18 protein-coding genes and 1 pseudogene are annotated in these 19,795 nt (G+C 60.8%); 10 read left to right on the top strand and 9 right to left on the bottom strand.

The annotated features are described in order from the left end of the window. Positions 1-5: 5 nt before the first annotated feature. On the top strand, positions 6-575 hold the full coding sequence (locus tag HGO40_RS06535; RefSeq protein ID WP_003199385.1) for an elongation factor P: 570 nt from the start codon (positions 6-8) through the stop codon (positions 573-575). A 242-nt stretch (positions 576-817) separates the two neighbouring features. On the opposite strand, the gene HGO40_RS06530 is transcribed toward HGO40_RS06535, so the two are convergent. The 3 genes from HGO40_RS06530 to HGO40_RS06520 all read right to left on the bottom strand — a co-directional run bounded on the left by HGO40_RS06530 (position 818) and on the right by HGO40_RS06520 (position 3,396). Next, positions 818-1,831, bottom strand: coding sequence for an alpha/beta hydrolase (locus HGO40_RS06530; protein WP_250962364.1), 1,014 nt, complete (start codon positions 1,829-1,831; stop codon positions 818-820). A gap of 36 nt (positions 1,832-1,867) precedes the next feature. After that, positions 1,868-2,287, bottom strand: coding sequence for an organic hydroperoxide resistance protein (locus HGO40_RS06525; RefSeq protein WP_186728124.1), 420 nt, complete (start codon positions 2,285-2,287; stop codon positions 1,868-1,870). Positions 2,288-2,934: 647 nt separating this feature from the next. Further along, the gene (locus HGO40_RS06520) at positions 2,935-3,396 is read right to left on the bottom strand and encodes a MarR family winged helix-turn-helix transcriptional regulator (protein WP_053120491.1); all 462 of its coding nucleotides are present in this window, start codon (positions 3,394-3,396) and stop codon (positions 2,935-2,937) included. A 146-nt stretch (positions 3,397-3,542) separates the two neighbouring features. Here HGO40_RS06520 and HGO40_RS06515 point away from each other — a divergent pair, with 146 nt between their 5' ends. Then, the gene (locus tag HGO40_RS06515) at positions 3,543-4,292 is read left to right on the top strand and encodes a sulfite exporter TauE/SafE family protein (RefSeq protein WP_250962363.1); all 750 of its coding nucleotides are present in this window, start codon (positions 3,543-3,545) and stop codon (positions 4,290-4,292) included. Here HGO40_RS06515 and HGO40_RS06510 read toward each other — a convergent pair. Then, positions 4,282-5,136: a LysR substrate-binding domain-containing protein gene (locus tag HGO40_RS06510; protein ID WP_027912697.1), complete on the bottom strand. Its 855-nt coding sequence runs from the start codon at positions 5,134-5,136 to the stop codon at positions 4,282-4,284. The genes HGO40_RS06515 and HGO40_RS06510 overlap by 11 nt on opposite strands. 97 nt (positions 5,137-5,233) lie before the next feature. Here HGO40_RS06510 and HGO40_RS06505 point away from each other — a divergent pair, with 97 nt between their 5' ends. Both HGO40_RS06505 and HGO40_RS06500 read left to right on the top strand, forming a co-directional pair. After that, the gene (locus HGO40_RS06505) at positions 5,234-5,452 is read left to right on the top strand and encodes a DUF1127 domain-containing protein (RefSeq protein WP_250962362.1); all 219 of its coding nucleotides are present in this window, start codon (positions 5,234-5,236) and stop codon (positions 5,450-5,452) included. 64 nt (positions 5,453-5,516) lie between these two features. Next, positions 5,517-6,746, top strand: a complete 1,230-nt coding sequence (locus HGO40_RS06500; protein ID WP_250962361.1) for a winged helix-turn-helix domain-containing protein — start codon at positions 5,517-5,519, stop codon at positions 6,744-6,746. Between the two features lie 127 nt (positions 6,747-6,873). Here the strand turns inward: HGO40_RS06500 and HGO40_RS06495 are convergent, their stop codons facing one another. After that, a complete protein-coding gene (locus tag HGO40_RS06495; RefSeq protein ID WP_250962360.1) occupies positions 6,874-8,220 on the bottom strand; it encodes a class II 3-deoxy-7-phosphoheptulonate synthase in 1,347 nt (448 codons plus the stop codon). A gap of 140 nt (positions 8,221-8,360) precedes the next feature. Here HGO40_RS06495 and HGO40_RS06490 point away from each other — a divergent pair, with 140 nt between their 5' ends. Together HGO40_RS06490 and HGO40_RS06485 are read left to right on the top strand one after the other, a co-directional pair. After that, the gene (locus HGO40_RS06490; protein ID WP_186705349.1) at positions 8,361-9,116 is read left to right on the top strand and encodes a spermidine synthase; all 756 of its coding nucleotides are present in this window, start codon (positions 8,361-8,363) and stop codon (positions 9,114-9,116) included. A 486-nt stretch (positions 9,117-9,602) separates the two neighbouring features. Further along, entirely contained in the window at positions 9,603-11,276 is a 1,674-nt protein-coding gene (locus tag HGO40_RS06485; RefSeq protein ID WP_014337279.1) for a DEAD/DEAH box helicase, read from the top strand. A gap of 195 nt (positions 11,277-11,471) precedes the next feature. Here HGO40_RS06485 and HGO40_RS06480 read toward each other — a convergent pair. After that, positions 11,472-12,239: pseudogene (locus HGO40_RS06480) on the bottom strand (DODA-type extradiol aromatic ring-opening family dioxygenase). A gap of 102 nt (positions 12,240-12,341) precedes the next feature. Between HGO40_RS06480 and HGO40_RS06475 the strand changes: the two are divergent. Further along, positions 12,342-12,995, top strand: coding sequence for a thiopurine S-methyltransferase (locus tag HGO40_RS06475; protein WP_250962359.1), 654 nt, complete (start codon positions 12,342-12,344; stop codon positions 12,993-12,995). A 248-nt stretch (positions 12,996-13,243) separates the two neighbouring features. On the opposite strand, the gene htpX is transcribed toward HGO40_RS06475, so the two are convergent. Both htpX and HGO40_RS06465 read right to left on the bottom strand, forming a co-directional pair. Beyond that, positions 13,244-14,131 (bottom strand): protease HtpX, encoded by an 888-nt coding sequence (gene htpX / locus HGO40_RS06470; RefSeq protein ID WP_186705346.1) that lies wholly within the window; start codon positions 14,129-14,131, stop codon positions 13,244-13,246. 303 nt (positions 14,132-14,434) lie between these two features. Continuing rightward, positions 14,435-15,646 carry a pyridoxal phosphate-dependent aminotransferase gene (locus HGO40_RS06465; RefSeq protein ID WP_250962358.1) on the bottom strand — a complete coding sequence of 404 codons (1,212 nt, stop codon included), beginning with the start codon at positions 15,644-15,646 and terminating at the stop codon, positions 14,435-14,437. Between the two features lie 220 nt (positions 15,647-15,866). On the opposite strand from HGO40_RS06465, the gene msrB reads away from it, so the two are divergent. The 3 genes from msrB to HGO40_RS06450 all read left to right on the top strand — a co-directional run bounded on the left by msrB (position 15,867) and on the right by HGO40_RS06450 (position 17,460). Then, positions 15,867-16,259: a peptide-methionine (R)-S-oxide reductase MsrB gene (gene msrB, locus HGO40_RS06460; RefSeq protein WP_250962357.1), complete on the top strand. Its 393-nt coding sequence runs from the start codon at positions 15,867-15,869 to the stop codon at positions 16,257-16,259. Positions 16,260-16,516: 257 nt separating this feature from the next. After that, entirely contained in the window at positions 16,517-17,002 is a 486-nt protein-coding gene (locus HGO40_RS06455; protein ID WP_072408021.1) for a glutathione peroxidase, read from the top strand. Continuing rightward, positions 16,999-17,460, top strand: a complete 462-nt coding sequence (locus tag HGO40_RS06450) for a MarR family winged helix-turn-helix transcriptional regulator (RefSeq protein WP_072408019.1) — start codon at positions 16,999-17,001, stop codon at positions 17,458-17,460. Before HGO40_RS06455 ends, HGO40_RS06450 begins: the two co-directional genes overlap by 4 nt. On the opposite strand, the gene HGO40_RS06445 is transcribed toward HGO40_RS06450, so the two are convergent. Then, positions 17,444-19,765: a hybrid sensor histidine kinase/response regulator gene (locus HGO40_RS06445; protein WP_250962386.1), complete on the bottom strand. Its 2,322-nt coding sequence runs from the start codon at positions 19,763-19,765 to the stop codon at positions 17,444-17,446. The genes HGO40_RS06450 and HGO40_RS06445 overlap by 17 nt on opposite strands. Positions 19,766-19,795: the final 30 nt, after the last annotated feature.

Below are 19,795 nucleotides of genomic sequence, written 5' to 3'. Positions count from 1 at the left end.
TCGCAATGAAAACTGGTAAAGAACTGAAACCCGGGACCGTGATCCGTCTCGAAAACGATCCTTGGCTGGTTCAGAAAGCTGAGTTCACCAAGTCGGGTCGTAACAGCGCGATCATGAAGACCAAGCTGAAGAACCTGCTGACCGGTTACAAGACCGAGATCGTCTACAGCGCCGACGACAAACTGGACGACGTGATCCTCGACCGCAAGGAAGCGACCCTGTCCTTCATCAGCGGCGACACCTACACGTTCATGGATACCACTGACTACACCATGTACGAGCTGAACGCCGAAGACATCGAAAGCGTTCTGCCGTTCATCGAAGAAGGCATGACCGACGTCTGCGAAGCCGTGTTCTTCGAAGAGCGCCTGGTTTCCGTAGAGCTGCCGACCACCATCGTGCGTCAGGTTGACTACACCGAAGGCTCCGCTCGCGGTGACACGTCCGGCAAGGTGATGAAGCCTGCCAAACTGAAGAACGGCACCGAGCTGTCGGTTGCTGACTTCATCGAAATCGGCGACATGATCGAGATCGATACCCGCGAAGGCGGTTCCTACAAAGGCCGCGCTAAATAAGCGAAGCCTTCTGTATAAAAAAGCCCGACCATTGAGTCGGGCTTTTTTATATCTTTATTTCGACCCGGCCCCTGTGGCGAGGGAGCTTGCTCCCGCTGGGCTGCGTAGCAGCCCCAACCCAGGCAACTCGGTCATTCAGTCATACCGCATTGACCCGATGACGACTGCTGCGCAGCCGAGCGGGAGCAAGCTCCCTCGCCACAAAAGCTTCGGCGTGCAGTCACTTCAGCTTCGGCGTGCAATTACTTCAAGTGCTGCTTGAGCTCTTCGGACACCTGCAACATCGCCGAACGCACCGCCGGCACCTGGCTGACCACGTTGAGCAAGCCATAGTCGTGGATCATGCCGTTGTACCGTACAGCTGTGACCGGGACACCGGCCGCGTCCAGCTTGCGAGCGTACGCTTCACCTTCGTCGCGCAACACGTCAGCCTCGGCGGTCTGTACCAGCGCGGGCGGCAGGCCCTTGAGTTGCGCGGTGGTTGCCCGCAATGGCGAGGCATAGATCTCGCCGCGTTGCCCGGCATCGGTGGTGTAGTTGTCCCAGAACCACTTCATCATGTTTTTGCTGAGGAAGTGTCCTTCGGCGAATTGGTTGTAGGACGCCGTCTCGAAGCTGGCGTCGGTCACCGGCCACAGCAATGCCTGGAAGCGGATCGCCGGTGTGCCTTTGTCCTTCGCCATCAAGGCTACGACCGCCGCCATGTTGCCGCCGACGCTGTTGCCCACCACGGCCAGGCGCTTGCCATCGACATTGATTTGCTTGCCATGCTCGGCGACCCACTTCGTCGCCGCATAGGCCTGGTTGATCGCCACTGGATAATGCGCCTCGGGTGAGGGCGTGTAGTTGACGAATACCGCGACAGCACCCGAACCCGCCACCAGATCCCGAACCAGTCGTTCATGGGTCGGGAAGTCGCCCAATACCCAGCCACCACCGTGGAAGAACATGAACACGGGCAACTCACCCTTGACCCCGGCTGGGCGAACGATGGTCAGGCTGATCGGCTGGCCATCGACCTGGATGGTCTTCTCGCTGACATCGGCCTTGGGCAAGGTCAGTTTGACTCCCGCCTGGGCACCCACCAATACGGCGCGGGCGTCCTTGGGCGACAGCTGTTCCAAGGGCTTGCCGGTGCCGGCATTCAGAGCGTCGAGAAACGCCTGGGTGTTGTGTTCGACGATGCCGTCGGCGAAGGCGCTGCTGACGCTGAGGGCGAGAAGAGTACCGGTCAAAACTTTGCTGAGCGTGTTCATGTGTATCTCCTTAAGTTCGGGTCCAGGGGGCTATGGTCAGACGGCGACATGCAGGCGCACATCGACGTTGCCGCGGGTGGCGTTGGAGTACGGGCAGACTTGGTGAGCCGCGTCCACCAGGCTTTGTGCGTCGGCTTGGTCCAGGCCCGGCAGGCTGATGTGCAGGTCGATGTCGAGGCCGAAACCGCCGGGGATCTGGCCAATACCGACATGGGCGGTGATCGAGGCGTCGTCCGGGATCTTGCGTTTGCTTTGGCCAGCCACGAATTTCAAGGCGCCGATGAAGCAGGCCGAATAGCCGGCGGCGAACAGCTGCTCAGGGTTGGTAGCCGCACCGCCTGCACCGCCGAGTTCCTTGGGTGTGGCGAGTTTGACGTCGAGGATGTTGTCGCTGGAGATCGCACGACCGTCACGGCCGCCAGTGGAAGTTGCGATTGCGGTGTAGAGAGTTTGCATGATGATCGCCTCGTTTCTGGGTAGGTATTTGCGCTAAATGTTTGCGCGCTAAGTAGGTGTGGAGAGAATGTATAACGCTAATATTTTGTGCGCAAGATAAATTTTCGAGGCGAGATGGAATTGGCGATCTGAAAAAGTCTGAAAGCCTTTAGCTAGAGCGATTATTGAGCGTAAAAATTTTTTGAGGAGGGCAGGGTAGAAAGGGCTGCCGCTATCGCGAGCAAGCTTGCTCCCACACTGGATCTGCGGTGAACACAAAATTCATGTCCGACACAAATCCCCTGTGGGAGCTTGCTCGCGATAGCGGTGGATCCGCACAGAGGATGTTGGATATGCCGCCGCTTTCGCGAGCAGGCTCGCTCCCACACTGGATCTGCGTTGAACACAAAATTCATGTCCGACACAAAACCCCTGTGGGAGCGAGCTTGCTCGCGATAGCGGTGGATCTGAACAGCGGATGTTGAATGTGCCGCCGCTTTCGCGAGCAAGCTCGCTCCCACATTGGATCTGCGTTGAACACAAAATTCATGTCCGACACAAAACCCCTGTGCGAGCTTGCTCGCGATAGCGGTGGATCTGCACAGAGGATGTTGAATGTGCCGCCGCTTTCGCGAGCAAGCTCGCTCCCACAGGGGTTAGCGGTGTTTTTAGAGGCTGTCTTGCAAATGCCCGCGCAGCGCCTGCAGGTCAAGCTGTAGCTTCTTCAGCTGCTCCAGGGTCTGGCCGCTGGCGGCGAGTATGCATTGGGGGATGTCGAGGGCTTTTTCCCGCAGGGCACGGCCCTGTTCGGTGAGTTCTACAATCACCACGCGTTCGTCCTCACGGCTGCGGGTGCGGCTCAACAGGCCTTCGGCCTCCAGGCGCTTGAGCAATGGCGTCAACGAGCCGGGGTCGGTCAGCAAGCGTGTGCTGATTTCACCGACGGTCAATCCGTCCTTTTCCCACAGCACCATCATCGCCAAGTATTGCGGGTAGGTCAGGCCCAAGGCCTGTAGCAGCGGTTTATAGACTTTGGTCATCAGCAGTGACGTGGAGTGCAGGGCGAAGCAGACCTGATTGTCGAGCAGCAGGGCTTCGCAGGCTTCGGGGGTGTCGCGCAGGGTGTTCATGGCCAAACCTTCAAATCAGTGATCGTTATGAATCTAGCGGGCAAATCTTTAATGCGCCAGATAATTCTGACGACCTGATCAGATGTCCCGTTTCCCCGCTGCCGCCGACTGCGTAGGATATGCGCCCTGAGGAAAGGGGAATCGTCTTGTTCGAATTTGTGCAGTTTTTGCTGTTTGGTGCCGTTTTGGGCACCTTGGGAGGATTGTTCGGGATCGGTGGCGGCCTGATTGCCATTCCGGTACTGGGCGTCTGGTTCGGCCTCGACCAGCAACTGGCCCAAGGTACGGCGCTGGTCATGGTGGTGCCCAATGTCATGCTCGCATTATGGCGCTACCACCAGCGCAATCGCATCGAGTTGCGCCATGTCCTGCCGTTGGCTTCCATGGGTTTCTGCTTTGCCTGGCTCGGCTCGATCTGGGCCGTGGGGATCGACGCGGACAGCATGCGGATCGGCTTCGTAGCGTTCCTGATCGCGCTGACACTCTACAACCTGGTCCGCATGTTCGCCGCCACTGCACCGGCATCGGCGCAGATGCGTCATGGCTGGCCATGGCTCGCCGTGCTGGGGGCCGCATCCGGCACCATGGGCGGTTTGTTCGGTGTCGGTGGGGCCGTGGTCGCCACGCCGATCCTGACCAGCATTTTTGGCACCACCCAGGTGGTTGCCCAAGGCTTGTCCCTGGCGCTGGCCTTGCCCAGTACTGGCGTGACCCTCGCCACGTATGCGTTTCACCACGAAGTGGACTGGAGCATCGGCCTGCCGCTGGCCATCGGTGGCCTGCTGAGCATCAGTTGGGGAGTGAAAGTCGCCCACGCGCTGCCGGAGCGGCTGTTGCGCGGGCTGTTCTGCGGTTTCCTGGTGCTGTGCGCGGTGCTGCTCGCCTTTAAAGTTTGAAACCTTCGACGATGTGTTCGGCCAGGCACTCGGTGATCGGCGACGGGTTGTGCAGGTTGCGGATCAACATGATGCTGGCCTCGGGCAGTTCCGGCAGGTCTTCGGCCTCGCCGAGTACGCGCATGTCCGGGGTCAGCAGGCTTTCCAGCTGCGCCGTGATTGCCAGGCCGGCCCCCACCACCGCCATGAGCGCCGACAGGCTCGAGCTGTTGTACGCCACGCGATAATCGCGGCCCATGGCATCCAATGCGTTGCACGCCCATTGCCGGCAGAAACAATCGCTGTTGAACATCGCCAGCGGCAGCGGTGTTTGTTCGTGGACGTTGAAACAGGCGGCTTCGGCCCAGACAAAGCGCTCCTTGCGTAGCAACTGGCCGATCTCGTCCCCCGGTTTACGGGTGACGATGGACAGGTCCAGGTCCTGGCGCAGCAGTAACTGCTTGGACGATTCGCAGTGCACTTCGATTTCGATCAAAGGGTAGAACTGGGCGAAGCGTTGCAGGATGCCTGGCAGGAAGCGCATCACGTAATCGTCCGGCGTGCCGATGCGCACCGTACCGACCATGTGCGGTTCGCGCAGGGTATTGAACACCTCGCTGTGCAGCTTGAGGATCCGCCGGGCATAACCCAGCAGCACCTGGCCTTCGGCGGTGAGCTTGACCTGGCGCCCGTCACGCTCGAACAGTCGTCGCTGCAACACGTCTTCTTCCAGCCGCTTCATCTGCATGCTCACGGCAGACTGAGTGCGATTGACCAATTCCCCGGCCCGGGTGAAACCGCCCTGGTCGGCGATGGCGACAAAGGTGCGCAGCACTTCCGTATCGATGCTCGGGTAACTCGACAATTGATCAATCTCCGAGATGTATTGCATAAGAAACATTCGTTGGATTGATCTTAGCGTTAGCGCGAGACTTGAGCCATCCCCAACGGAGGACATCACGATGAAAGGTCAAAAAGGTTATCTACTGATAGCCAAACTCTCCCACGGCTTCTCGGTCAGTGCTCTGCTGCATAAGGTTAGTCGCTGGTACGAATTGCACCACGAACGTGAGTTGCTGGCCGGCATGAGCGACGAGGCGCTCAAGGACATTGGCGTGAGTCGTGCCGATGTAGAGCAGGAAGTGGTTCGGCCATTCTGGGATGACCCAATGCACAAATGAGCCATCCTTTCCTACACAAACCCCTTATTGGTGAGGTAGGTTGCGAGCAGACAAGGAGATCTACATGCCCGCGACTGTATCCTTTACCCTCAAACAGGCCCGGCGTCTGGCGTTGGCCGCCCAAGGATTCGATGGGCGGTCGTCGCCAGCTTCGGTGCAACCCTCGCGCCTCAACCGCCTGATCGAACGCCTCGGCGTCCTGCAGATCGACTCCGTCAATGCGTTGGTGCGCTCGCATTACCTCCCGCTGTTCTCTCGCCTCGGTCATTACAATCGCGATTTGCTCGATCAAGCTGCCTGGAGCCAGGGCCGACGTCGCACGCTGTTCGAATACTGGGGCCATGAGGCCTCGCTATTGCCGATGTCGATGTATCCGCTGATGCGCTGGCGCATGAATCGGGCGTCGGGTGGCGAAGGGATCTACCAGCAATTGGCGCGTTTCGGCCAGGAACGCCAGGATGTCATCCGCCGCGTCCTGGCGGCGGTCCAGGAGCAGGGCGCTCTTGGCGCAGGCAGTCTGTCCACACGCCAGGAAAAGGCCGGGCCGTGGTGGGACTGGAGCGCTGAGAAGCATGCGTTGGAATGGTTGTTCGCGGCAGGCGAAGTCACGGTAGCCGGGCGGCGTGGGTTCGAGCGGCTCTATGACTTACCCGAACGGGTATTGCCGGCTTCGATCCTGCAGCAACCGCTGCCGGACGAAGCCCAGGCCCAGCGCGCCTTGCTGGTACATGCCGCCGAAGCCCTGGGCATCGCGACCGAGAAAGACTTGCGCGACTACTTTCGCCTCGACCCGGCCGACAGTCGCGGGCGCCTGGCCGAGTTGGAGGAGGCTGGGGAACTGCTGCGCTGCCAGGTGCAAGGCTGGAAGCAACCGGCCTGGTGCCGACCCGCGGTGAAAATCCCTCGCAAAGTTGCCGCCAGTGCCTTGCTGTCGCCGTTCGATTCGCTGGTCTGGGAGCGCGGTCGTACCGAGCGGTTGTTCGACTTTCGCTATCGGTTGGAGATCTACACACCGGTGCAAAAGCGGGTGTATGGCTATTACGTCCTGCCATTTCTGCACAACGAACGAATTGCCGCCCGGGTCGATCTGCGGGCGGAGCGGGCCTTGGGACAGTTGGCGGTGCAGGCCGTGCACGAGGAGGCGCCGGGGCTGGACGAGGAGGGGATGCAGGCTCTTGCACTGAGCCTGTGGCGCATGGCCCGGTGGTTGGGGCTGGAGCGGGTTCAGCTCAATTGCCGGCGAGAGGGTGGGGTGCGGTTGGCGGTGGCATTGGCACAGATTGATGGTGACTGAGCGGGCGTCATCGCGAGCCAGCTCGCTCCCACAAGGGATCTCGGGTGACCACAAGTCTTGTGTTCACCGCCGATCCCATGTGGGAGCGAGCTTGCTCGCGATAGCAGTCTAACCGCCGAAGAAGAACCTAGCGCCGAACCTGTTTCAACGGCTCGGCAATCAAAAACGCCAGTTCCAGCGACTGATCGGCATTCATCCGCGGGTCGCAGTGGGTGTGGTAGCGGTCTGACAGCCCGTCTTCGGTAATCGGCCGCGCGCCGCCGATGCATTCGGTGACGTTTTGCCCGGTCATTTCGATGTGAATCCCGCCGGCGTAGGTGCCTTCGGCTTCGTGGACCTGGAAGAACTGCTTCACTTCACCGAGGATCTGCGCGAAGTCCCGGGTCTTGTAGCCACTGCTGGCCTTGATGGTATTGCCGTGCATCGGGTCGGAGCTCCACAGCACCTGCTTGCCTTCACGCTGCACGGCGCGCAACAGTGGCGGCAAGTGTTCGCCGACCTTGTTGGCGCCCATCCGGGCGATCAGGTTCAGCCGGCCGGGGTCGTTGTCTGGATTGAGCACGTCAATCAGGCGGATCAGGTCGTCCGGGTCCATGCTCGGGCCGACCTTGACCCCGATCGGATTGTTCACCCCGCGCAGGAATTCGACATGGGCGCCGTCCAACTGACGGGTACGGTCGCCGATCCACAGCATGTGGGCGGAGCAGTCGTAATAATCGTTGGTCAGGCTGTCACGGCGCACGAAGGCTTCTTCGTAGTTGAGCAGCAGTGCTTCGTGGGCGGTGAAGAAACTGGTTTCGCGCAGTTGCGGCGAGCTGTCCATGCCGCAGGCACGCATGAATGCCAGGGTTTCGTCGATGCGGTCGGCCAAGTGGCTGTATTTTTCCGCCAGGGCTGAATTGGCGATGAAATCCAGGTTCCACTTGTGTACTTGGTGCAAATCGGCAAAACCGCCCTGGGCGAACGGCCGCAGCAGGGTCAAGGTGGCGGTGGACTGGGGATAGGACTGCAACAACCGCTCCGGGTCCGGGACGCGGCTTTTTTCGTCGAACCCGATGCCGTTGACGATGTCGCCGCGATAGGCCGGCAGGGTCACGCCGTCGATGGTTTCGTCGTTGGCCGAGCGCGGCTTGGCGAACTGCCCGGCCATCCGCCCGACCTTGACCACCGGGCAACCGGCGGCAAACGTCATGACGATCGCCATCTGCAGCAGCACCTTGAAGGTGTCGCGGATCTTGGCCGCCGAGAATTCGGCGAAGCTTTCGGCGCAGTCGCCGCCTTGCAGCAGGAACGCCCGGCCCTGGGTCACCTCGGCGAACTGACGGCGCAACTCCCGGGCTTCACCGGCAAACACCAGTGGCGGATAACTGGCCAGGGTCTGCTCCACCTGCAACAGGTGTGCGGCGTCGGGGTAGCGGGGTTGCTGCTGGATCGGCAGGGCGCGCCAGCTGTCAGGGCTCCAGGGGTGGCTCATCATGATCTCTAGGTGGTTTACGCTCGGGCGCTCATGTTATCAGCAAATTAGTGCGTGACCTGTTCCGCTTGCTTCGCGGACAATCGCGCCTTTGCCCCGAATGCGCAGGCCCCTACCCGCCGGCAACATCAGGAGATGACATGACTGAGGAGCGCGTCGAGCATTTGCTCGCCGAGGTGCACGACGAGTTCGGCATGATCCGCGTATTCGAAGTGGCCGATTACCGGTTTCTCGAGTTTGGCGATGCCATCGAGCAGAGCTGCGTGTTCACGGCCGATCCCAGCTGGCTTGAATACGACTACACCCGCGCCATGCTCATCGGTGCGTTGTGTCACGAGCAGCCGGAAAGTGCGCTGTTCCTGGGGCTCGGCGCCGGTACGCTGACCCAGGCCTGCCTCAAGTTCCTGCCGCTGGAAGATGTCGAAGCCATTGAGCTGCGCCCCGATGTGCCGCGCCTGGCCATCGAATACCTGGGGCTGGACGACGATCCGCGACTGTATATCCGCGTTGGCGATGCCTTGGAATTGCTTGAAACGGCGGAGCCGGCGGACCTGATCTTCGTCGACCTCTACACCGATGTCGGCCCAGGCGTCGGGCACTTGGCCTGGCGGTTCCTGGAAAACTGCCAGAAACGCCTCAACCCCGGCGGCTGGCTGGTGATCAACCAATGGGCTACCGACGACGGCAAGCCGTTGGGCGCGGCGCTGTTGCGTGGTTTGTACCACCGGCATTATTGGGAGCTGCCGGTGAAAGAGGGCAACGTGATCCTGATCGTGCCGGCGGACCTGGATCAGGAACTGGATATGCAAGGGCTGGTGGCCAGGGCCGAAGGGTTGGCGCCGCGATTGGGCTATTCGTTGCAGTCGTTGATCAAGGCCATTCGCCCGGCGACCTGATCAAAGCCAGGAATCCTATGGCCGGTGAGTTCCCCTGTGGCCAGGGAACTTGCTCCCGCTCGGCTGCCAAGCAGACGCCTGGGTTGATCTCTGAAATTGAAGGGGGCCGCTTCGCGACCCAGCGGGAGCAAGCTCCCTCGCCACAAGGGCGGAGGCGTCTGGAGGTGAACCGTTTTAGCCGGCTGTCCCCGGGCCTGGGACAGCAAGCCCCATAGCGGGGTTTGGCAATAAAAAAAGCTCCCTTTTTGGGCGAATTCCGGTATAGTGCGCGCCGGCCTTTAGCCGGGCCGCGTCAAGGTAGCGCAATTCTCCGAAGTCAGCTTCGGTTGCATGTCCGCACAACGGATGCTTCCACGACGTTCTTTTTCCATTCATTCGTTTTCGCAAATCCCCGCCGACAAAGCAGCCAGGGCGACTCTTGAGTCTCAACACGGCATGCGCAGCTTTGGAGCATGGGTCTTTGCGGATGCACTTAGAGGCAGACCCATGACCCAGGAAACCGGCGGCTTCGCCGCTTTTAATCTCAATCCGAACATTCTTGCTGCCGTCACTGCGACCGGCTACGAAGAACCTTCGGCGATTCAGCAGCAATCGATCCCGATCATCATGGCCGGCCACGACATGATTGGCCAGGCGCAAACCGGTACGGGTAAAACCGCTGCGTTCGCCCTGCCGATCCTGCATCGCATCGATCCTGCCAAGCGCGAACCGCAAGCCCTGATCCTGGCGCCAACCCGTGAGTTGGCGCTGCAAGTAGCAACCGCTTTCGAAACCTACTCCAAGCAAATGCCTGGCGTTACCGTTGTGGCCGTTTACGGCGGCGCCCCGATGGGCCCACAACTGAAAGCCATCCGTAACGGCGCGCAAATCGTTGTCGCCACCCCGGGTCGTCTGTGCGACCACCTGCGTCGTGACGAAAAAGTCCTGGCTACCGTGAACCACCTGGTTCTCGACGAAGCCGACGAAATGCTCAAGCTGGGCTTCATGGATGACCTGGAAGTCATCTTCAAGGCCCTGCCAGCGACTCGCCAGACCGTATTGTTCTCGGCCACCCTGCCGCAATCGATCCGTGCCATTGCCGAGCGCCACCTGCGCGATCCGCAACACGTGAAGATCCAGACCAAGACCCAGACCGTCACCGCGATCGAACAGGCTCACCTGCTGGTTCACGCTGACCAGAAGACGTCCGCCGTCCTCAGCTTGCTGGAAGTGGAAGACTTCGACGCCCTGATCATGTTCGTACGCACCAAGCAAGCGACCCTGGACCTGGCCAGCGCCCTGGAAGCCAAAGGCTACAAAGCCGCCGCGCTGAACGGTGATATTGCCCAGAACCAGCGTGAGCGCGTGATCGACTCCCTCAAGGATGGCCGCCTGGACATCGTTGTGGCGACCGACGTCGCGGCCCGTGGCCTGGACGTTCCGCGCATCACCCACGTATTCAACGTGGACATGCCGTACGATCCTGAGTCCTACGTTCACCGTATCGGCCGTACCGGCCGTGCCGGTCGCGAAGGCCGTGCGCTGCTGCTGGTCACCCCGCGTGAGCGCCGCATGCTGCAAGTGATCGAGCGTGTGACTGGCCAGAAGGTGGCTGAAGTTCGCCTGCCGGACGCCCAGGCCGTTCTCGATGCCCGCATCAAGAAACTGACCAACAGCCTGTCGCCACTGGTGGCTGACGCCGAATCGACCCACGGTGATCTGCTTGATCGCCTGACCGCCGACATCGGTTGCACCCCACGCGCCCTGGCCGCAGCACTGCTGCGCAAGGCCACCAATGGCCAAGCGCTGAACCTGGCTGCAATCGAGAAGGAACGTCCCCTGGTGCCGAACAACGCACCGCGTGGCGATCGTCCTGAGCGCACCGGTGATCGTCCGGACCGTGGTGATCGCGAGCGTCGTGCACCGATCCCGCTGGCCGAAGGTCGTGCGCGCTGCCGTACTGCGCTGGGTGCCCGTGACGGCATCGCCGCCAAGAACCTGCTGGGTGCCATCCTCAACGAAGGTGGCCTGGCCCGCGAAGCGATCGGTCGCATCCAGGTGCGTGACAGCTTCAGCCTGGTAGAGCTGCCGGAAGATGGTCTGGAGAAGTTGCTGACCAAGTTGAAAGACACCCGCGTGGCTGGCAAGCAGCTCAAGCTGCGTCGCTACCGCGAAGATTGATCGGCTCTCGGGCTGATTGATCGAACATGAAGAATCCCCGACTGGTTCGGGGATTTTTTTCGCCTGTCGTTTGGTGTTCCTTCAGGAAGGTGGCGTGGGCGCCATCGCGAGCAAGCTCGCTCCCACAATGAATTTTCGGTGCTCACAAATCCCCTGTGGGAGCGAGCTTGCTCGCGATGGAAGCGACTCGGTCAATCAGTCGAACCGATAAATGTCCATCCCCAGCGTCCCCATGGTGCACCCCCCATGGGCAACACTGAATTTCCCACCCGCACCCCGGGCAAACTACAGCGGCAGCAAGTGCTCGTCGCTGGGATGGCTGCGCACGGCATTGGGCGCCTGGCGGCGGTAGTCGTGCAACGCGGTTTCGTCGTTGGCCGTCAGTTGCTCGACCATCCAATCGCGAAAGGCCTTGGCCCAGGGCTCGATACTGTCAGGGCCGGCATTCCAGTCCAGGTCGCGCAGGTTATGGGTGATGCTGCCGGAGCCGATCAGCAAGACGCCTTCGTGGCGCAGGCTCGCCAAGGCCTGGCCCACCTGGGTCTGTAACACTGGCCCCTGGCGACTAGGCAGGGAAACCTGTACCACCGGAATGTCGGCGTCGGGGTACATCAACGACAATGGCACCCAGACGCCATGGTCGGAGGGCCGTTGAGGGTCGAGGCGGGCCGGCAGGTGGGCTGTGTTGAGCATGTCTGCTACTCGCGTCGCCAGTTGAGGATTGCCTGGCGCGGGGTATTGCACTTCATACAGCGCCGGTGGAAAACCACCGAAGTCGTGCCAGGTACGCGGTTGCGGGTTGGCGCTGACCAGCAGGTCATTGCTTTCCCAGTGGGCGGAGACGATGACGATGGCCTTGGGCTTGGGCAATTGCGCGGCAAGGCTGGCCAGCGCCGGGCCGCTGGCGCCGGGCTCCAGGGCGAGCATCGGTGAGCCATGGGAGATAAACAGGCTGGGCAGCATGAACGGACTCCTGAGCGTTAAGATGGGTCATCTTCCGTCAGGTCTATGATCTAAATCTAATATAAGTTTTAACCCGTTTTGATCGATTTTTTGGAGTGAATCATGGAGCCCGAGTTTTGGCACAAGCGCTGGTCAACGAACCAGATCGGTTTTCACTTGCCGGAGGTGAACCCCTACCTGCAACGGTTCTGGCCGCAACTGGGATTGGCCCAGGGCAGTCGGGTGCTGGTGCCGCTGTGTGGGAAGAGCCTGGATCTGTTGTGGCTCGCTCATCAAGGATATTCGGTATTGGGCGTGGAACTGTCGGAGAAAGCCGCCACTGATTTTTTCCTTGAGCATCAGCTTGAGCCGGTGGTGAGCGAAGAGGGGGTTTTCAGGGTGTTCCGTGCCGGTGATATCGAGATTCGCTGCGGTGATTTCTTTGCCCTGGGCCCGCAGGATGTTGCCGATTGCACGGGGCTGTACGACCGCGCCGCGTTGATCGCCTTGCCGGTGCCGATGCGGGCACGGTACGCGGCCCATCTGCAGAAGATTTTGCCCGACGGCGTCGGCTTGTTGATTACCTTGGATTACAACCAGGATGAAATGCCTGGCCCACCGGTTTCCGTGGGAGATGATGAGGTGCAGCGGCTGCTGGGAGGTGCCTGGCGGCTGGAGGTCTTGCAGGAGCAGGATGTGTTGGGGGAGAGCTGGAAGTTCTTGCAGGCGGGTGTGAAGCGGCTGGATGAGCGCGTGTATTGGATTTCCAGCCGTTGATGTGTCGGTTGAGGCGGCCCCATCGCGAGCAAGCTCGCTCCCACATTGGATGGGTTGTGAACACAAAACCTGTGGTTACCCAAGTTCCCCTGTGGGAGCGAGCTTGCTCGCGATGGGGGCCTGATCAACAACACATGATCACCAGACCAGAAAAGGCCGGAATGGCTGCGTAAAACCCAAAAAAACGGCGTTTCCCATTTCTGGAGAATCGCCGTTTTTTTAAGTGAACAGCAGTACGCTCGAACCTGTCAGCCCCGACGACGCAGTGCGTCAATACGCTCTTCCAGCGGCGGGTGGCTCATGAACATGCGAGCCAGGCCCTGCTTGATGCCACCGTTGATGCCAAAGGCATTCAGGGTATCGGGCATGTGCACCGGCAGGCCTTGCTCGGCGCGCAGGCGCTGCAGGGCGCCGATCATGGCGCTGGTGCCGGCCAGGCGTGCACCGGCGTCGTCGGCGCGGAACTCGCGTTTGCGCGAGAACCACATGACGATGGCGCTGGCGAGGATGCCCAGTACCAGCTCGGCGAAGATGGTCGCCACGTAGTAGGCGATGCCCTGGCCTTCTTCGTTCTTGAAGATCACCTTGTCGACGAAGTTACCGATGATCCGGGCGAAGAACATCACGAAGGTGTTCACCACGCCCTGGATCAACGCCAGGGTCACCATGTCGCCGTTGGCGACGTGGCCGATCTCGTGGGCCAGCACGGCCTTGACTTCATCGGGCGAGAACCGCTCGAGTAAACCTTGGCTGACGGCGACCAGGGCGTCGTTCTTATTCCAGCCGGTGGCGAAGGCGTTGGCCTCGTAGGCCGGGAAGATACCGACTTCCGGCATCTTGATACCGGCTTCGCGGGACAACTGCTCGACTGTCTGCAACAGCCATTGTTCGTGACGCGTGCGCGGCTGGCTGATGATCTGGGTGCCGGTGCTCATCTTCGCCATCCACTTGGAGATGAACAGCGAGAACAGGGAACCGGCGAAACCGAACACCGCACAGAAGATCAGCAGCTGAGTGAGGTTGAGGTCAACCCCATTGGCCGCCATGAACCCGTTGAAGCCGAAGAGGCTCAGGGTGATGCTGGCAATCAGCACGACCGCCAGGTTAGTGGCCAAGAACAGCAGGATGCGCATCATGGTTGTGAAAATCTCCTCATGCTAAAGATGTAGCGTTATGCGGGGTATATAAGGTGCTGCCGCAGGCTATTCAACTCGCCGACTATTTCAAACTGTGTCCTACAGCCGTCCTAAATGTTTGAAAGACTTTTCTGAAAGTGACAAGGGAAAAGAAATGCGCTGCCTGCGCCCCGTGAACGTTGAGCCCCGCTGCACGTTGGCCGTCCTGCACCGAGTGTAGAAGGCCCGACGAAACCGGCCCGAACGGATATGTTGCTGAATCAAACAGCGTGCGAGGTGAGGACGCCTCGCACGCAGTCCGGCTTATTGACGGTAGGACTTGAGGAAGTTGCCGATCCGGCCAATGGCCTGGTCGAGGTCATCGACCCGCGGCAGGGTCACGACGCGGAAGTGGTCCGGCCACGGCCAGTTGAATGCCGTACCCTGGACCACCAGCAGCTTCTCGGACAGCAGCAGGTCGAGGACGAATTTTTCATCGTTGTGGATCGGGCAGACCTTCGGGTCGATCCGTGGGAAGGCATACAGCGCGCCCATGGGCTTGACACAACTGACGCCGGGAATGTCGTTGAGCAATTCCCAGGTGCGATTGCGTTGTTCCAGCAGCCGGCCCTGGGGCAGGCCCAGGTCGTTGATGCTTTGGTAGCCGCCCAGTGCCGTCTGGATCGCGTGCTGGCTCGGCACGTTGGCACACAGGCGCATGTTGGCCAGCATGTCGATGCCTTCGATGTAGCTCTGGGCATGGTGCTTGGGCCCGGAGATGGCGATCCAGCCGGAGCGGAAACCGGCAACCCGATAGGATTTGGACAGGCCGTTGAAGGTCAGGCACAGCAGGTCCGGCGCCAGGGATGCGGTGCACACGTGCACGGCATCGTCGTAGAGGATCTTGTCGTAGATTTCGTCGGAGAACACCACCAGGTTGTGCTGGCGGGCCAGTTCCAGCATGCCCAGCAACACTTCCCTGGAATACACGGCGCCGGTCGGATTGTTCGGGTTGATGATCACCAATGCCTTGGTATTGGGCGTGATCTTGGCCTTGATGTCCGCCAGGTCGGGGAACCAGTTGGCCTGTTCGTCGCACAGGTAATGCACCGGGTTGCCGCCGGACAGACTCACGGCAGCGGTCCACAGCGGATAGTCCGGTGCCGGCACCAGTACTTCGTCGCCGTTGTTGAGCAGGGCCTGCATGGACATCACGATCAGCTCGGACACGCCGTTGCCCAGGTAGATGTCCTCGATGCCGATCCCTTCGACCTGCTTTTGCTGGTAATACTGCATCACGGCCTTGCGCGCGCTGAACAGGCCCTTGGAGTCGCTGTAGCCCTGGGCGGTCGGCAGGTTGCGGATGACGTCCTGGAGGATTTCATCGGGCGCTTCGAAACCAAAGGGCGCCGGGTTGCCGATGTTCAGCTTGAGGATGCGATGGCCTTCCTCTTCCAGGCGTTTGGCGTGCTTGAGCACCGGGCCGCGAATGTCGTAGCAGACGTTGGCGAGCTTGTTCGATTTGCTGACCTGCATGGCGATGTGTTCCCGAAAATGAACGATCCAGGCGGCGTGTGAACTACCGTACTGGGGATCCTGCGTCTGTGCCCAGGCCTGACGCGGTATAGGCGCCACAATCCGTTTGAATGCGCATGACGTGACTGCCAGACTGGCGTCTGACGAGGCGCAATCATACGTGCCGCCCGATCTGCGGAAAAGCGTCGGATCGGGCTTTTTCAATTGCCGAGGTAGGACGATGGAAAAGTTGCAGAAAACCCTTGAAGAATGGCGCGCCATGCTCGACCCGGAGCAGTACAACGTCTGTCGATTGAAGGGCACCGAGCGGCCGTTCTCCGGCAAATACAACGCCACCAAGACTGACGGTGTGTACCACTGCATCTGCTGCAACGAGCCGTTGTTCGATTCGCAGACCAAATTCGATTCGGGCTGTGGCTGGCCGAGTTTCTACGCGCCGATCGAAGGCAGCGCGGTGGTAGAGGTAAGGGACGCCAGCCACGGCATGATCCGCACCGAGGTGGTCTGCGCCCAATGCGATGCCCACCTGGGCCATGTCTTCCCCGACGGTCCGCCGCCTACGGGGCTGCGGTACTGCATCAATTCGGTGTGCCTGGACCTGGTCCCTCGCTAGGGACTGTTCATCACAACTCCCCTGTGGCGAGGGAGCTTGCTCCCGCTGGGTGGCGCAGCCGCCCCAAAACGGCTTGGCGCGATTTTTCAGAAAGACCGTGTCGGCCGGTTTACGACGGCTGCGCCGCCGAGCGGGAGCAAGCTCCCTCGCCACAGAGTCCCGTAGGTTCTCAAGGCCGTGGGGCGAACAATTAGATTGCATACAATTTAATTGCTCGCTATCTTCTTCGTCCTCTTCTTCCAATCCGGAGTCTTGCCATGAGCGACAACCTGCTGAGCATCCCGTGCACCACCATCAAGGGTGAGCAAAAGACCCTCGCTGATTTCGCCGGCAAGGCTGTGCTGGTGGTCAACACGGCCAGCCAGTGCGGATTTACCCCGCAGTACAAAGGGCTGGAGGCGTTGTGGCAGACCTACAAGGACCAAGGCCTGGTGGTGCTGGGCTTTCCCTGCAACCAGTTCGGCAAGCAAGAGCCGGGCAATGAAGGGGCGATCACCGAGTTCTGCGAACTGAATTTCGGCGTGAGTTTTCCCCTGTTCAAGAAAGTCGAAGTCAACGGCGCCAACGCCCATCCGCTGTTCGTCCAGCTTAAGCAGCGAGCCCCTGGCGTGCTGGGGTCCAAAGGCATCAAGTGGAATTTCACCAAGTTCCTGATCGGCAAGGACGGTCAGGTGGTCAAGCGTTTTGCCCCGACCACCAAACCCCAGGACCTGACCGGCGAGATCGAAGCACTGCTCAAATGAATGATCTGTCAGCCGATTCGTTGAAGCTCGACAGCCAGTTGTGCTTCAAGCTGTACGCCGCTTCCCGTGCGGTGATCCGTGGCTACAAGCCGATGCTCGATCAACTTGGCCTGACCTATCCGCAATACCTGGCGATGCTGGTGTTGTGGGAGTGGCAGGACACGGCCCCACCACAGCCGACGGTCAAGGCCCTGGGTGAGCGTTTGCTGCTGGATTCCGGCACGCTGACGCCGCTGCTCAAGCGCCTGGAGCAGTTGGACCTGGTCCAGCGCCAGCGTTCAGCCCGGGACGAGCGGGAGGTGCACTTGAGCCTGTCGGCTGCGGGGCGGGCCTTGCGCGAGCAGGTCGGCCCGCTCAAGGCCCGCCTGTTGTGCGACAGCGGTGTCGATCTGGACCGCCTGGGCGCGTTGCGAGACGGTCTCGATCATTTGCTGGGCCAGATCAAAGCGCTGACGTAGTGGGCACCCACTGGTCCAGCACGGCCGCCAGTTCTTCGCGGCGGAACGGCTTGGACAGGTAATCGTTCATGCCGGCCGCCCGGCAGCGCTCACGTTCCTCGGGCATCGCGTTGGCCGTCAGTGCAACGATCGGCAGGTCCGACCAGCGTCCGCTGCGGCGAATCTGCCGGCTGGCTTCGTAACCGTCCATCACTGGCATGTTGCAGTCCATCAACACCAGGTCGAACACCCGCTGTTCCAGTTGATCCAGGGCTTCGACGCCGTGGGCTGCGACGGTGACTTCACAGCCCAACTTGACCAACATGCCCTTGGCCACCAGTTGGTTAACCGGATTGTCCTCCACCAGCAATACCTGTCCGCGCCTGGACGGCACCAGGGTTTCGATCTGTGCCTCGTTGATGATGGTCGCCTCGTTTTGCATGGCGCGTCGCAGGATCTGGTACAGCGCATGGCGTGCCAATGGTCGGGCCTGTTGTATCAGCGGTGCGAGGGCAGCCGCTTCTTCGCTGGGCATGAAGCTGCCATAGGCGGTCACCAGCAGGATCGGCGCATCAAAGGTCGGTCGCAGGTTGAACAGGCACTCCGGGCAGTCAGTGATCAGCACCTCAGGCTTGAGCCCCAGCAGCCCGTCATCGATGGAGCGCCGCACATAATCCAGGCCCCATCCCGGCAGTAGCATGCCTAGCAACTCGGCCAGGCCGCTGCTGCTGGCGGTGATGGCGACGACATTGCCGTGCAGCGGTTCGACCGGCGTTGCCGGAAGATGGCAGGGCAGCGGCAGCTCTGCACAGAACTGACTGCCGAAGCCGGCTTCGGAACTGATCGTCAATCGGCCCTGCATGGCTTCGCAGAGGTTGTAGGTCAATGCCAGTCCCAGCCCGGTGCCGCCAAACTGACGGGTAATCCCGGCCCCGGCCTGGGTGAACGGTTGCAGGATCCGCGCTTGGGCCTCCTGGGGAATACCGATACCGGTGTCGCAGACTTCGATTCGCACGCCGCCTTCGTAATGGCTCAACTTGACGTCGACCCGGCCAAAGCGCGTGAACTTCAATGCGTTGGACAGCAGGTTGCTGACGATCTGGCGCACCCGGGTCGGGTCGCCGATGACTTGTGCCGGGAACTGCGGCTCGATCAGGCAAGCCAGTTCGACACTGGGGGCCGCGTTCTGGGAAAGCAGGTTGGCGGTGTCCTCCACCAGGGCGCCGAGGTCGAACGGGATGTGTTCGAGTTCCAGTTGACCGGCGTCGAATTTCGACAGGTCAAGGATGTCGTTGAGCAGTTCGACCAGTACCTTGCCCGAGTCATGGGCAATCGAGAGCTGCTGCTGTTGCTCGGCCGTCAGGGGACCGTCCAGGGACAGGGCGATCATCCCCAGCAGGCCGTTGAGCGGCGTGCGGATCTCATGGCTCATGTTGGCGAGGAACACGGAGCGGGCTTCGGCCATGTCCAGGGCCGTGCGCCGGGCTACCTCCAATTCCTCGTTGGACTGGCTGAGGCGGGCGTTGATGGCCTTGAGTTCGGCGGTGCGTGCCGAGACGATGTTCTCCAGCTGCGCCAGGTATTCAGTGAGGCGATTTTCGGCCGTGCGCCGTTGTTGAATTTCCGTGGAGATATTTTCGAACTGCTGGTTGGCGACGGACACCAGCACGCCGATTTCATCGGACTGGTGGCCGGAAGGGCATTCCAGGCGGTTCTGTTCGTTGCTGCTTGGATCGCGGCTGCTCAACTCGCGAATGACCCGCACCAGGGGCTTGGTCAGCATCACGTAGAACAGCGCCAGCAGCAGCCCGGTCAGGATCAGGCTGCGGGCGAAACCGTTGAGCAAGGTGACCTCGGCGCGGCGCAGGAAACGGCTGCCGAACGCATAGGTGTCGACGTCCAGTCGCAGTATGCCCAGGGATTCGCCGGGCAAATGATCCAGGTAGAGCCGGTCCTCGAACTGACGCTGGGCGCCGAACAGGAAGTCGCTGATGAACCGGTAGCTGCTTTGCAGCTCGGGCCGCTTGACGCTGGCCAGCACGGTATTGTTGTTGTCGATCAGCTCGGCCCCGATGATGGCCGGTGAGCGCAACAGGCCCATGGACAGCTCCTGGGCGAGTTCGGCGTCGATGTTGTAGGCGATGCGCGAGGCCGGGTTGTGGCTGATTTCCAGCAACGACAGGATTTCACGGTTGATCGACGCGTCTTCGCTGGCATAATCGATGCCGATCTGCATCAGGCTGAGCAAAGTGCCCAGCACGAAGCCCACCAGGACGGTCAGGCGGGCCTGCTTATAGGAAAGCCGTTGGGTGAATCGGATGTCCATGGAGTGATGAACCACTTACGTTTCCCTTCG

The organism is Pseudomonas sp. CG7, assembly GCF_023701885.1.
Lineage (GTDB): Bacteria > Pseudomonadota > Gammaproteobacteria > Pseudomonadales > Pseudomonadaceae > Aquipseudomonas > Aquipseudomonas zanjanensis.
The sequence above is the reverse complement of the archived record's forward strand: the minus strand, read 5'-3'. Positions and strand labels throughout refer to the sequence as shown.

What these genes read in the sequence shown, in the direction of transcription:
- HGO40_RS06535 (WP_003199385.1), top strand. Translation starts at nt 6, where the DNA reads ATGAAAACTGGTAAAGAACTGAAACCCGGGACCGTGATCCGTCTCGAA.
- HGO40_RS06530 (WP_250962364.1), bottom strand. Translation starts at nt 1,831, where the DNA reads ATGAACACGCTCAGCAAAGTTTTGACCGGTACTCTTCTCGCCCTCAGC.
- HGO40_RS06525 (WP_186728124.1), bottom strand. Translation starts at nt 2,287, where the DNA reads ATGCAAACTCTCTACACCGCAATCGCAACTTCCACTGGCGGCCGTGAC.
- HGO40_RS06520 (WP_053120491.1), bottom strand. Translation starts at nt 3,396, where the DNA reads ATGAACACCCTGCGCGACACCCCCGAAGCCTGCGAAGCCCTGCTGCTC.
- HGO40_RS06505 (WP_250962362.1), top strand. Translation starts at nt 5,234, where the DNA reads ATGAAAGGTCAAAAAGGTTATCTACTGATAGCCAAACTCTCCCACGGC.
- HGO40_RS06500 (WP_250962361.1), top strand. Translation starts at nt 5,517, where the DNA reads ATGCCCGCGACTGTATCCTTTACCCTCAAACAGGCCCGGCGTCTGGCG.
- HGO40_RS06495 (WP_250962360.1), bottom strand. Translation starts at nt 8,220, where the DNA reads ATGAGCCACCCCTGGAGCCCTGACAGCTGGCGCGCCCTGCCGATCCAG.
- HGO40_RS06490 (WP_186705349.1), top strand. Translation starts at nt 8,361, where the DNA reads ATGACTGAGGAGCGCGTCGAGCATTTGCTCGCCGAGGTGCACGACGAG.
- HGO40_RS06485 (WP_014337279.1), top strand. Translation starts at nt 9,603, where the DNA reads ATGACCCAGGAAACCGGCGGCTTCGCCGCTTTTAATCTCAATCCGAAC.
- HGO40_RS06475 (WP_250962359.1), top strand. Translation starts at nt 12,342, where the DNA reads ATGGAGCCCGAGTTTTGGCACAAGCGCTGGTCAACGAACCAGATCGGT.
- htpX (WP_186705346.1), bottom strand. Translation starts at nt 14,131, where the DNA reads ATGATGCGCATCCTGCTGTTCTTGGCCACTAACCTGGCGGTCGTGCTG.
- HGO40_RS06465 (WP_250962358.1), bottom strand. Translation starts at nt 15,646, where the DNA reads ATGCAGGTCAGCAAATCGAACAAGCTCGCCAACGTCTGCTACGACATT.
- msrB (WP_250962357.1), top strand. Translation starts at nt 15,867, where the DNA reads ATGGAAAAGTTGCAGAAAACCCTTGAAGAATGGCGCGCCATGCTCGAC.
- HGO40_RS06455 (WP_072408021.1), top strand. Translation starts at nt 16,517, where the DNA reads ATGAGCGACAACCTGCTGAGCATCCCGTGCACCACCATCAAGGGTGAG.
- HGO40_RS06450 (WP_072408019.1), top strand. Translation starts at nt 16,999, where the DNA reads ATGAATGATCTGTCAGCCGATTCGTTGAAGCTCGACAGCCAGTTGTGC.
- HGO40_RS06445 (WP_250962386.1), bottom strand. Translation starts at nt 19,765, where the DNA reads ATGGACATCCGATTCACCCAACGGCTTTCCTATAAGCAGGCCCGCCTG.